The following is a 12,304-nucleotide window of genomic DNA, read 5'->3' as shown; positions in this document are numbered from 1 at the left end:
GCCTGTGTAGTCAGGCTGACCACTTGCCCCCATAATACAGGAGTTGCCTCAGGAGACAAAAGGAGATGAAAACTTGAAAACTCAGCAATTTGCGAATTGGCAAACCACAGCTTTAGGAATTTTCTTGGCAATACTGGTGAGTCTTGGACTAAATTCCTTTATCATTATTAACCCAGGACAAGCAGGAGTGATCAGCATCTTGGGTAAAGCGAGAGATGGTGCGTTACTGGAAGGTATACACTTGAAACCACCGTTCATTTCGGTTATAGATGTATATGATTTAACTGTACAAAAATTTGAAGTGCCAGCCGAAAGTTCTACTAAAGATTTGCAAAATTTATCTGCAAGATTTGCAATTAACTTTCGCCTTGATCCTATCCAAGTAGTTGAGGTAAGAAGAAAACAAGGAACCTTAGCAAATATTGTCTCGAAAATTATTGCTCCCCAAACACAGGAAGCATTTAAAATTGCAGCTGCTAGAAGAACAGTAGAAGAAGCAATTACCAAACGTAGTGAATTAAAGGAAGACTTTGATAATGCTTTAGGCGATCGCCTAGATAAATATGGGATAATTGTGTTAGATACTAGCGTAGTTGACTTAACTTTCTCTCCAGAATTTGCTAGAGCAGTGGAAGAAAAACAAATCGCTGAACAACGGGCACAAAGAGCCGTTTATGTAGCAAGAGAAGCTGAACAAGAAGCACAGGCAGAAATTAATCGTGCTAAAGGTAAAGCGGAGGCTCAAAGGCTCTTGGCAGAAACTCTGAAAGCCCAAGGTGGGCAATTAGTTCTGCAAAAAGAAGCAATCGAAGCTTGGAAAACTGGCGGCGCTCAAATGCCCAATGTCTTGGTAATGGGTAATGACTCAAAAAGCAGCGTCCCATTTATTTTTAATCTTGGGAACAGCCAAAATCAGCCTTCTTAATTTGAGTAAAATCTGTTTAGTAGGTGGGTAATCCCCACCTCCAATACGAAATAACCACAAGGAAAATAATCAACTAGATTTATGTCAACTTCCAATAATCACAATCTGACAGCCGACGAAGCAAAAAAAATCCTTAACAAATTCAACTGCTTAGATATTGCACCTATCCTCAAGCCATCAGAAAAAGTTTCAATTCGTCGGGCATTAATTTTAGTAGCTAGAATGTCTGATTACTTAATTTTGGGAATTTGTGCTGATACAGCCGAAGAAGGCATACTTGCTATGAAAACTTATTCCCAGGCGTTTGGTTATGAAGCACCAAATAATCTACCTCAAACCGAAGGCCCAGTTTATATTAAATTAAATGGTAAAAATGGCTTGTGTTATATCGATTCTTACTCAGGACATCATCGTGGCGTATTAGTCTCTTGTCAATCTTACGATGCCGGAGGAATCAACGAAATGTATGGACATTTACCCATCGATTTATTTGTATAGAATTTCTCAAAAGTTAAATTATCTATAGGTAGGGTATATGCCTTACCTACTAATGTTATTGGAATCGCCATAAATTATGAGTATTATTACACTACAATCAGTTAAAAAAGACTTTGGCATCAAAGAAATATTAAAAGATGCTAGTTTTAGCTTAGATGTTACTGATAAAGTCGGCTTAATTGGTACTAACGGTTCTGGTAAATCAACTCTATTAAAAATGATTGCCGGACTGGAACCGATTGATAGTGGACAAATTTTAGTTAACTCTGGTTCCAAAATTATATACTTGCCTCAGCAACCAGACTTAGATGAAAATCGCACAGTTTTAGAGCAAATTTTCGCGGATAGTGGCGAACACATGGCTTTGGTGCGGGAGTATGAAGAACTTTCTGATAAACTGGCTCACTACCCAGAAGATAGTCAACTGATGTCTCGCCTATCTGCGGTGATGCAGCAAATGGATGCAACTGGTGCTTGGGAATTAGAAACTAATGCCAAAATCATCCTCACCAAGTTAGGTATTTTAGACTTTGATGCAGTAATAGGTACTTTATCTGGAGGCTATCGCAAGCGTATTGCTCTAGCAACAGCTTTGCTATCAGAACCAGATGTTTTGCTCATGGATGAGCCGACAAACCATCTTGATGCTCTTTCTGTTGAGTGGTTACAAAGTTATTTAAACCGCTATCGTGGTGCGCTATTTTTGATTACTCACGATCGCTACTTTTTGGATCGTGTCACTAATCGGATTATCGAAATTGACAGAGGTGATATTTACACATACACAGGTAACTATTCATATTACCTGGAAAAGAAAGCTTTAGCTGAAGAATCTGCCGTTAGCACTCAACGTAAACATCAAGGCGTGTTGCGGCGTGAATTAGAATGGCTCAAACGCGGCCCTAAAGCTCGGAGTACCAAACAAAAAGCTAGAATTGATCGCATTCACGCAATGCGAGAAACTGAATTTAAACAGGCTAACGGTAAAGTTGATATTTCTACAGTTAGTCGTCGGATTGGCAAAAAAGTTATTGAAATCAATAATATTACTAAGGCATATAATCAACGCACCTTAATTAAAGATTTTACCTACGAATTTAGCCCAGAAGACCGGATTGGTATTATTGGTGGTAACGGTGCAGGTAAATCCACTTTAATGGATATCATCACCGGGCGAGTTCAGCCAGATTCAGGTAATGTAGAAATTGGGGCGACAATTCACATCGGTTATTTTGACCAACATTCTGAAGAATTACTCACCGCTTTGAATGAAAATCAGCGCGTGATTGACTACATCAAAGAAGAAGGTGAATTTGTTCAAATTGCCGATGGTACTAAAATTACTGCTTCCCAAATGTTGGAGCGGTTTTTATTTCCAGGTAACCAGCAGTATGCGCCAATTCATAAACTTTCGGGTGGTGAAAAACGGCGGTTATTTCTGTTGCGTGTACTGATTGGTGCGCCAAACGTTTTGATTTTAGATGAACCGACTAATGATTTGGATGTACAAACTTTAGCGATATTAGAAGATTATTTAGAAGATTTCTCCGGCTCTGTAATTGTAGTTTCTCACGATCGCTACTTTTTAGACCGGACTGTAGATACAATTTTTTCCTTTGAGGAAGGTGGTATTCTTCGTCAATATCCTGGTAATTACTCAGTTTATCTTGACTATAAAAAAGCTGAAGAAGCGGCACAGCAAGAAACTGTTAATCAAGAAAAAGCTATCAAGGTAGAAGTAGAAAAAACTGCATCCCTACCTAAAGAATCAGATAATAAAAAGCGGAACAGGCTCTCAACTTGGGAAAAGCGAGAATTTGAGCAGTTGGAAGGTAAAATTGCTCAGTTAGAGGCTGAGAAAGCAGAAGCAGAAAAAGCTTTATTGAATGTTACGCCAGGGAATTATACTCAAGTACAAAAATTGTACGAGCAGGTGGAAGCGCTTAAGCAAGCTATTGATACGGCGACTGAGAGGTGGTTGGAATTAGCTGAGATTGAATCTTAAATTAATGTTAATGTTAGTAGCCACAGATAGAGCAGCGATCGCCTCCTGTGCTAAAGCTTCTAATTTACCATCAGCAATATCTCTCTAATTGATCATCCCATCGCTGGTAATCAAGATCAGAAAACAATTCTAGGAATTTTTGAAACTCATCAGGTGGAAGTTGAAGAATAGCAGATTTAATTTGCTCAAGCGTTAGCATAGAAAAATAATAAACTCTCGATTTTGAACAGATTATAGTTCGGCTGAAGATTAAGATGTAATTACCCTGTGTTACTGTTTGTTCAGTTCTGATAAAAGTTTACGCTATCTTACTCAACTGCAATCGCCCGATTCAAAACCTTTATCTAAATAATTGAAAAAATAAATAGTAATGTTGCATAATTAAGATTAAAATATATTAATTATATTTTGATTTTATTATGTTAAATAACCCAACTCAAAATCTTCGTCATAACGCTATTCATTTTTTAGAACAAACCAAAGTACAACGTCTAGAAATTCTCCAAGAACTTGGTATAGCTCGTTATGATTTTTTAACTAAAATGCGTCTCAATGATGCGAATATAATTTGTATAATGCGGTTTTTGGAAAAGCCTAGTCAGCTAAAGTTTCCGAATTTAAGCAGTGCAGATTTATCCGATTTAAAATTAGATGGAGTAAACTTTATTCGAGGTAACCTATCAGGTGCAAACCTGCAAGGCAGTAGTTTAGTAAATGCAGACCTCATATTTGCCAACTTTACAAAAGCCGACTTGATAAATGCAGACTTAACAGGTGCAACCCTGAACCAGACTATTTGGTTAGATGCACTAGTAGAGGGATGTGAGTTTGGTACAGGTACTGGTTTATCTAACCTACAACGTAAAGATTTACAAATACGCGGAGCTAGGTTTAGCAGTTTAAAAGATGATAATTAAACGCCAAATAATATAAAATTTTGGTTAATAATTTAGTCTGGATAAATTTATGAATAATTCAATTAAGTTACCCCAAAAATTGATGTTGCTGGGTTCGGGGGAACTCGGCAAAGAATTTGTGATTGCAGCTCAACGCCTTGGTAATTATATAATTGCTGTTGATCGCTATGCAAATGCTCCGGCTATGCAAGTTGCTGACTGCTCGGAAGTAATTTCTATGCTCAGTGGCGATGATTTAGAAACTATTGTTGGCAAACATAAACCTGATTTTATAATACCGGAAATAGAAGCAATTAGAACAGAAAAACTTGTGGAATTTGAGCAGCGTGGGATTAAAGTTATTCCTACGGCGGCGGCTACGAATTACACCATGAATCGTGACAGAATTAGGGAATTAGCGCATAAGGAATTAGGCATTAGAACCGCTAAATATGGTTATGCCAAAACTTTGGAAGAGCTAATAGCAGTTTCTAATGATATTGGGTTTCCTAATGTTGTTAAGCCTGTCATGTCATCTTCTGGTAAAGGTCAGTCTGTAGTGCAAAGTAAAAGTGAAGTTGAGACAGCTTGGAATTATGCGATCGCAAATTCTCGTGGTGATACCCAAAAGGTAATTGTTGAGGAATTTATTAACTTTGAAATTGAGATAACTCTACTGACAATTAAGCAGTGGAATGCACCAACAATTTTCTGTTCTCCTATTGGCCATCGCCAAGAAAGAGGAGATTATCAAGAGTCTTGGCAACCAGCAGAAATTGGAGAAGATAAGATATTAAAATCTCAAGAAATTGCTAAAAAAGTTACCGATGCTTTGGGTGGAGCTGGAATTTTTGGCGTGGAGTTTTTTATTACCAAAGACGAAGTTATTTTTTCGGAACTATCACCCAGACCCCACGATACAGGAATGGTGACATTAATATCTCAAAATCTCAACGAATTTGAATTACACTTAAGAGCTATTTTAGGCTTGCCTATTCCTAATATAGAACAATTCGGCCCATCAGCTAGTGCCGTAATTTTAGCTTCAGAAAAATCAGATTCTATTGCATTTGCAGGTGTAGCAGATGCTTTATCTGAAAAAGATGTAGATATCAGATTATTTGGTAAACCAACTGCCCATCCTTATCGCAGAATGGGAGTAGCTTTGGCTAAAGGGCTAAATGTACAAGAAGCCAGGGAAAAGGCTACTAGAGCAGCTAATAGAATTAAATTGATTTAATTTAACCAATTTAAAAAAAGAATGCGACAGATGGGTAGGGAACAATGTTGTGCTTACGATTAATTTATGTGTCGTAAACATTATTTGAATTTGTATAAGCTTAACTCCATACAATATTATCAAAAAAGGTAGAGGGCAGTATTCCTTCTGCCTCTTTGGAGTTACTCTACTTGGGGAAACCTCAAGCCTGCACTTTTTTCTGCCTTCTTCAACACCAGATACATCTGAATCTTCACTTACAAGTTACTGCGGGGAAATAGACTTTCCAAGCTTTCTTGGAGATGTTTGTGAGGATAAATATCTGCTTTCTTGCTCCACATATATTCTAGAGTTTGCTGGTAAATCCAAGTAGGATTTTTGTAGAAGCAATAGGCAATACTAACAGAGCCGCTTCTACCAATCCCGGCTCGACAATTGACTAAAACTTTCTTCCCTTGCTTAACTTGTTTTTCTATCCAGTTAATAGATTCTAACAACGCATAATCAGATATAGAATTGTGCGCTCCATCTGTTAAACCAATCTTTTTATAATTAAGATTAGCAGTAGATGCAAAAGCTAAAGTAAATTCAGAGGCTAAGTTTAACACCGCATCAAATTGCAACTGTTCCGCTTGAGAAGCTGCTATTAAGTTACCAACATAAACCCCAGGCAAAAACTCAACATGGTTTGCTCCTTGTGTCCATGTCATAGTAGGAGATGGAGGTTCAACTACGAGATAGCCATTTTCTCCAAAGCTTCCTGCCCATTGCCATTGTTCATCACCATGATTCAGCCCGATTCTGTAAGTAAATTGATACTGTCCTGGACTGGTAGGCAGAAATGAACCTTGGAAAATATATGTATCTTTTTCTTCTTGGGATTGGTAGTCTAAGTCTATAGCGTGCCAAAAACCTTCACTGTTAAATTTATTTAAGGCATTTGTCCAAATTTGTATCTTTATTTCTTGGGCTTGATATTGGCTCTTTATCTTAACTGTAGTGCCAAAGCTTTCCAGCATATAAAGAGTAATGTAAGCGCCTAAGGGAGGATAAATTTCTTGAATATGTACAAAATAATTTATGCGATCGCCGTTGACAGCACTATTAATTATTTCACCCATTGCTGTTACTATCCTTTACTAAGTTGGCAACTGCTGTAAATTTTCACCGATAAATAATAAATCATATATATATAGTTATTGATCTATAGATATCTCAATTTATTGTGTTGCAAACTTGGCATGAGCTAGAAGTAACTAAGTAGGCGATCGCAATTTCCGGAAAAATTTAGCTGAAACTTATGGCTAATCATTTTGTGACAGTAGCCACCTTTAACAACTCTATTGAGGCTAACTTGGCAAAGCAGCTTCTAGACGCTGAAGGTATCAGGTCTTATTTAGCTAACGAGTCTACTGTAGATTTGGCTTGGCATCTCACTGTAGCGGTAGGCTGGATTAAATTACAAGTTCATGAATCAGACGCAGCCCTAGCTAAGTCCATTCTGGAATCAGGCAACTTGGATAATCAACCTGTTTCTGAGGCTGATGAAAGTACAGCAGAACAGTTGTTTCTTCAAGAAGATGAAGATAATATAGTAAAAGTTTCATCGGCAGATAAAACAGCAGATAGAGCATTTCGATCTGCCGTCATTGGTTTAATTCTGATTTTTCTACCCTTTCAACTATATTCGCTGTGGCTGTTGGTGCGTCTACTAGTTTCCCGCCGTCGCCGCATTAGTCAAAATAGACGATGGAAAGTCATTGTGGGACTGCTACTGAACTTACTTAACCTTTTTATACTCTGGATTATGTTCTTTTGAAAATGAGCATAATCTACAAGCCCAAATCTACAGCAATTCTGTGGGCACAGGCAAACCCGGAAAATGCTACCGCGTTCAATCCCTGGCCGGGAAAGGTACTATCTCCTACACAATACAATCCTGGAATCGCCGTGCGATTAAACGGCATCCCCAACAACCCCCGCAACTTACGCCGAGGAATTGGCCCATAAGTGCCATCTTGTCGCCCCAAAAAGCGGCGATGGGTGCGAGGTGTCCCTACCTCTAAATAATCCAATGCAGCATCTAAACCCGGAAAAATCTTCTCTAGTCGGTCAATAATTCGCCATGCTGTTGCTTCTTTACGTGCTTCGTACTCACTCTCGGTAAGCCCCAGCCAATTATCTATCCAATCAGGCGTGAAGGCATGAATGATGTGATATCCTGCTGGTGCTAAATCTGGGTCAAGCAAAGTGGGAATTGAAACAAAAACTGTGCCTTCGGTTGCTGCCATTTGCTGCCAATCTTCCAGCAAAATATGATGGCACTCCGTCCCCTTAGGCAAAACTGACTCCTCTACCCCCATATGTAAACTTAGAAAACTGGGTGATTTTTGATAACTCTGTTGCCAGTTTTTCTCATTACGTGGCATTGCTTCCACAGGTAACAATTTTTCAAATGTATCCCAACGTGTAGCATTAGAAACTATGCGTTTACCCCGATAGACTTTACCATTAGCCAGTTGCACGCCTACGGCTTGCCCTCGTTCTGTAATAATCTTTGTAACTCTAGCTTGATACTGAATTTGACCTCCAGCCTTTTCTAGTCCTGCTACCAGTGTTTGAGCAATTCTTCCAACTCCGCCTTTTGGGTAATTAACTCCGCCATAGTGCCTATCAGAAAATACCATTCCAGCATTAATCATTGGTGTCATGTTAGCTGGAACTACCGACCAGCAATAGCACTCCATATCAATGAATTTTAATAACTGGGGATCTTTGATGTAGCGTTTTGCCACATCCCCAACATTTTGAGGCAAATACTTTACTAAACCAAGACAAGCTAAAGGATGCTGGAAAAATGTCTGCATCAGATACCGAGGTTCTTCCAATGACAGCAAATCCATACTGTTAAGGCAATGAAATACTTTCCAGCATTCGTCATAAAAGTGACGAATACCTTGTTCTTCATGGCGAAAATTAGCAGTAAGATTTTGCAAAAATTTTTCATAAACTCGGTCAACTTTAAGCTCAAAGCCGTTGGGCAGATGATAGTGAATCTGCACAGGATCGGTAATTGTCTCTAGGTTGACGTTAACAGCGTCAAAGGCACGGGTAAGTAAATTAGTTGTGCCTAGATGCCCCAACCCAAAAATCATTGATGCTCCCACATCAAAGCGATAGCCTTGACGTTCAAAGTAGCCAGCACTACCACCTGGTATTAGATAACTTTCTAATACCAGCACTTTAGCTTTCTTTGCTGCCAGTTGGGTTGCTGTCACCAACCCACCAATTCCAGAGCCAATGACAATCACATCAAATAGGGAATTAGGAGACATAACAATTAAAAATTAAAAAGCTTAATCTTTGTCAGCATACTGGTAACTTTGATTGATGCAAATTCAGCAATTAAAAGCAGATGTCAAGACTTGCATAAAATTATATAATAAATGTAATCTAGATTACATTTATTATTAAAATAATGCGTAATTGCTGTTGCAGATTTGGTTTATATAAATTCAATAGGCGAAATTCCTATGAAATTCAGCTTTTCTATTTTAGATTTGTTCGTTTCTACCCAAAAAAAGAGGGACAAGCCTGCTACTGCTGGCCAATCCCGTCTGCCGATCCTTAAAGAGAGGAGAACACTGGATAACAATATAACCTTGGTTGAGAATAGATGTCAACTATTAATGAAAGTAATTATCAATAATTTTTAGATGAGTGATTTTCGCTGTCAGTCGTAGGCAGGAAAGAGTATTATGATGTTTCAGTTCTTATATAATAAAAAATTGCCTAATTCTGGCTATGACGCTACAACTGCGTGTTTATGTTCCACCCCATCCCCTAATCAAGCATTGGCTGGCAGTTGCTCGTGATGCTGGCACACCTTCAGTTTTATTTCGTAGTGCCATGGTTGAGTTGGGGAGATGGTTGACTTATGAAGCGTCACGAGAGTGGTTACCAACTCAAGAGACAACTGTGCAGAGTCCCTTAGATTCTGCTCCTGCAACGTTGATTGATCCACAAGTGCCTGTGGCAGTTGTGCCGATTCTACGGGCAGGATTAGGATTATTAGAGGGAGCGCAAACTTTGCTGCCCTTAGCCTCGATTTACCATCTTGGTTTAGTGCGAAATGAAGAAACACTACAACCTTCGTGTTACCTGAACAAATTGCCAGAAAAATTTGATTCGCAAACTAGAGTGTTAATTACCGATCCAATGTTAGCAACGGGAGGATCAATAATGACAGCAATGGCAGAATTGACACAGCGGGGTGTTGACCCAGCCTTGACACGAATTGTATGTGTAGTAGCAGCTCCACCAGCTTTACAAAAACTGAGTGCTGCTTATCCAGGTTTAATTATTTACACTGCTACTATCGACGAAATAGTCAACAACCAGGGGTATATTGTACCGGGATTGGGAGATGCAGGCGATCGCACCTTTGGGACTTAAGCTAGTATGCAGCTAGAGCAGAAAAATAACTTAACTAGTGTAAAAGTCACCAAGTTTCTTCAAGGCGGTTAAGGATATGAGTCAGCGTGATGGTTTTGCCAGTGGTTTTTTAGCAGGGGCAGTTTTTGGTAGTGTTGTGGGGGGCGTACTAGGTGCCTTGATTGCTTCCCGACGCGATGATTCAGAATTATTAGCAGATGAGGAGACAGAACTGACTAATAACTCAGATGAAGGCAAGAGAATATCAGCGAAGCGACGTCAGATGAAAGCCTCCGAAAATCAAAGCATGGAAATGGAAACGGCACGGCGATCGCTAGAAGATAAAATTGCCCAACTCAATGCCACAATAGATGATGTACGCAAGCAGCTCGGAAATGTGAATGGCAGTTCACCGCAAGCCATGAATGAGCGCTCCTTTACCAAAGATGCTTAAAACACTTATCCAGTGGCGAAATAACCGAACTTTGGTAGGTGTCGCAGCAGCAGACGCCATCACACAGACTAAATTAAAATCTATGATAAGACTTCTTTCGACACTTAGCAGGAAACCAAACCATCCATGAATTTGCTGATTACCACACTGGTTACTTTCATCCAGATTTACAATGTTTTGCTGATTATTCGCGTGCTATTAACCTGGTTCCCGAATATCGACTTTTATAGTCAACCCTTTGCCGCGTTAGCTCAGATAACCGATCCGTATCTGAATCTTTTCCGCTCAATCATCCCCCCTTTGGGAGGTATGGATTTTTCTCCAATCTTAGCCTTCATTGTACTTAGTTTAGCTGGTGACTTGTTGCAAAATCTAACTAGACTGCCATTTGTACAGGGGTTTTAGTTAACACTCAAATACAGGCTGATGTAGAGACGTTAAAGATGAAAACGTCTCTACAGTTTCTCGTTTTTCTAAACCACTAATATAGTTTAATTAGCTCATAAGGACGGCTTACTTACGTACCTGACCGCTAAACCCAGCAGCTTTAAACTGCTTCAGCTTCAAGGGAGTAGGCTGATTTGCAGGTACAGAAATTCTCAATTCAAAATCACTGATGCCTGGAGGTACTTCAGCAATCGAACCTAAACGGGTACGATTTTGCATCACTGAGTCGTTGTTAGCATCATAAATGCGGCCAAAAATGTCTGCGTCGTAGACAGTTTTGTAAGTAGCATTTTCAGCTTTACCTGTGACAATAAAACAGTTAGCAGCCCCAGAACCACTACTTATCACAGCTCCTTGTGCTAGTTCTGGTGGACAATCTTTATAAGAAATATCAAATAGTCTAAGTTGTGTCAGCGCTATAGCAGAGGGAGTAAACATCCAAGATAGAACCCCGAAAAAACTGGCAACAAAGATTACTTTCAGGTTTATTAAGTATAAATACTGAAAATTTGTAATTATTTGCTTCAGTATAGAGGATTGTGTCCTAGCTAAAGCTAGTAAATTCAACAAAGATGTTATGCTGCTGTTCTTTTCCATATCTAAAAACTGTTTTTAAATTCAGCTTACCTGAATTTCATTACTTTAGAGATTAGAGACTTTAATATAACTTTTGCAATAATTAGGGAAATCAACCCTTAGTTGCTATTAACTTATGACTCCAGATGAGATTGAAGCAGCTTTGCAAGCAGCCTTTAAAAGTTGTGATGTAGCCAGCTGTCCTCTCACTGATAGGCAGAAACAGATATTACTGCAAGCGGTCGAGCAAATTCAGGGAAATTCTAATGGGGTGTCAGATATTGCCAATCCCTTAGACGATCTTACCGCAGAAGAATTGGAAGCATTTTTACAGTTCGTCAAGACACAGGAACAATACAACCGCACTTGGAAAGTGCAACTACTCAACGATTGGCTGCATGAGAATGACTCTGGAGAAGTACAATTTATCCGGGAGCGCTATGGTCTACAGTGGTTAAATCGTGTTCAGTCATATCATTTTGATAAATATGCTTATTTTGAGGATGCACTGAAACTGAGACTAGGCGATCGCATTGAAATTTCCAATGCACTATGGGAATGGGTACAAGATGATGGCCCCTGTAAGCGTGAATGGTTCCCCTGCATTGTGATTCAGGTGGATGAAATCAGGGATGGCAATGATTCATGCACCAATTGCGTTGTTCGCTTCTATAACGGCGGTGAGTATGAAATTCAAGGCATCTATGAATGGAATCGCTACAATTGGCGCTGGCCGCAGAAGTAGGGGAACAGAGAAATTGAGAAGTTTTTCTAAGCTTTGAGATGATCTGCGATCGCTCCAGACTCCCGGCTTGTCAAAATAGTAGAATTAGCGACTAATTATTTGAGG

General features: G+C 39.3%; 13 protein-coding genes. 10 read left to right on the top strand and 3 right to left on the bottom strand.

Features of this window, described 5'->3' with window-relative positions; genetic code table 11:
• The first annotated feature begins 73 nt into the window (after positions 1 to 73).
• The 5 genes from AC5JL8_RS06115 to purT all read left to right on the top strand — a co-directional run bounded on the left by AC5JL8_RS06115 (position 74) and on the right by purT (position 5,564).
• Positions 74 to 925, top strand: a complete 852-nt coding sequence (locus AC5JL8_RS06115; RefSeq protein ID WP_495878882.1) for a prohibitin family protein — start codon at positions 74 to 76, stop codon at positions 923 to 925.
• A gap of 81 nt (positions 926 to 1,006) precedes the next feature.
• Positions 1,007 to 1,423: a DUF1824 family protein gene (locus tag AC5JL8_RS06110; protein WP_495878881.1), complete on the top strand. Its 417-nt coding sequence runs from the start codon at positions 1,007 to 1,009 to the stop codon at positions 1,421 to 1,423.
• A 76-nt stretch (positions 1,424 to 1,499) separates the two neighbouring features.
• A complete protein-coding gene (locus AC5JL8_RS06105) occupies positions 1,500 to 3,428 on the top strand; it encodes an ABC transporter ATP-binding protein (protein ID WP_495878880.1) in 1,929 nt (642 codons plus the stop codon).
• 419 nt (positions 3,429 to 3,847) lie between these two features.
• Positions 3,848 to 4,345 (top strand): pentapeptide repeat-containing protein, encoded by a 498-nt coding sequence (locus AC5JL8_RS06100; protein WP_495878879.1) that lies wholly within the window; start codon positions 3,848 to 3,850, stop codon positions 4,343 to 4,345.
• A gap of 49 nt (positions 4,346 to 4,394) precedes the next feature.
• Positions 4,395 to 5,564 (top strand): formate-dependent phosphoribosylglycinamide formyltransferase, encoded by a 1,170-nt coding sequence (gene purT, locus AC5JL8_RS06095; RefSeq protein ID WP_495878878.1) that lies wholly within the window; start codon positions 4,395 to 4,397, stop codon positions 5,562 to 5,564.
• 236 nt (positions 5,565 to 5,800) lie between these two features.
• Here the strand turns inward: purT and AC5JL8_RS06090 are convergent, their stop codons facing one another.
• On the bottom strand, positions 5,801 to 6,664 hold the full coding sequence (locus AC5JL8_RS06090) for a dual specificity protein phosphatase family protein (protein WP_495878877.1): 864 nt from the start codon (positions 6,662 to 6,664) through the stop codon (positions 5,801 to 5,803).
• Positions 6,665 to 6,843: 179 nt separating this feature from the next.
• Here AC5JL8_RS06090 and AC5JL8_RS06085 point away from each other — a divergent pair, with 179 nt between their 5' ends.
• The gene (locus tag AC5JL8_RS06085) at positions 6,844 to 7,362 is read left to right on the top strand and encodes a putative signal transducing protein (RefSeq protein ID WP_495878876.1); all 519 of its coding nucleotides are present in this window, start codon (positions 6,844 to 6,846) and stop codon (positions 7,360 to 7,362) included.
• A 13-nt stretch (positions 7,363 to 7,375) separates the two neighbouring features.
• On the opposite strand, the gene crtH is transcribed toward AC5JL8_RS06085, so the two are convergent.
• Positions 7,376 to 8,878 carry a carotenoid isomerase gene (gene crtH / locus AC5JL8_RS06080; protein WP_495878875.1) on the bottom strand — a complete coding sequence of 501 codons (1,503 nt, stop codon included), beginning with the start codon at positions 8,876 to 8,878 and terminating at the stop codon, positions 7,376 to 7,378.
• Between the two features lie 469 nt (positions 8,879 to 9,347).
• On the opposite strand from crtH, the gene upp reads away from it, so the two are divergent.
• From upp to AC5JL8_RS06065, 3 genes are all read left to right on the top strand, one after another.
• Entirely contained in the window at positions 9,348 to 9,998 is a 651-nt protein-coding gene (gene upp, locus AC5JL8_RS06075; protein ID WP_495878874.1) for a uracil phosphoribosyltransferase, read from the top strand.
• A 76-nt stretch (positions 9,999 to 10,074) separates the two neighbouring features.
• A complete protein-coding gene (locus AC5JL8_RS06070) occupies positions 10,075 to 10,431 on the top strand; it encodes a ssl2009 family thylakoid membrane protein (protein WP_495878873.1) in 357 nt (118 codons plus the stop codon).
• A gap of 126 nt (positions 10,432 to 10,557) precedes the next feature.
• Positions 10,558 to 10,836 carry a YggT family protein gene (locus AC5JL8_RS06065; protein ID WP_495878872.1) on the top strand — a complete coding sequence of 93 codons (279 nt, stop codon included), beginning with the start codon at positions 10,558 to 10,560 and terminating at the stop codon, positions 10,834 to 10,836.
• A 108-nt stretch (positions 10,837 to 10,944) separates the two neighbouring features.
• Here AC5JL8_RS06065 and AC5JL8_RS06060 read toward each other — a convergent pair whose 3' ends face one another.
• Positions 10,945 to 11,316: a hypothetical protein gene (locus AC5JL8_RS06060; protein WP_495878871.1), complete on the bottom strand. Its 372-nt coding sequence runs from the start codon at positions 11,314 to 11,316 to the stop codon at positions 10,945 to 10,947.
• A gap of 274 nt (positions 11,317 to 11,590) precedes the next feature.
• Here AC5JL8_RS06060 and AC5JL8_RS06055 point away from each other — a divergent pair, with 274 nt between their 5' ends.
• The gene (locus AC5JL8_RS06055; protein WP_495878870.1) at positions 11,591 to 12,199 is read left to right on the top strand and encodes a hypothetical protein; all 609 of its coding nucleotides are present in this window, start codon (positions 11,591 to 11,593) and stop codon (positions 12,197 to 12,199) included.
• Positions 12,200 to 12,304: the final 105 nt, after the last annotated feature.

Source organism: Mojavia sp. (genome assembly GCF_059505145.1).
The sequence above is the reverse complement of the archived record's forward strand: the minus strand, read 5'-3'. Positions and strand labels throughout refer to the sequence as shown.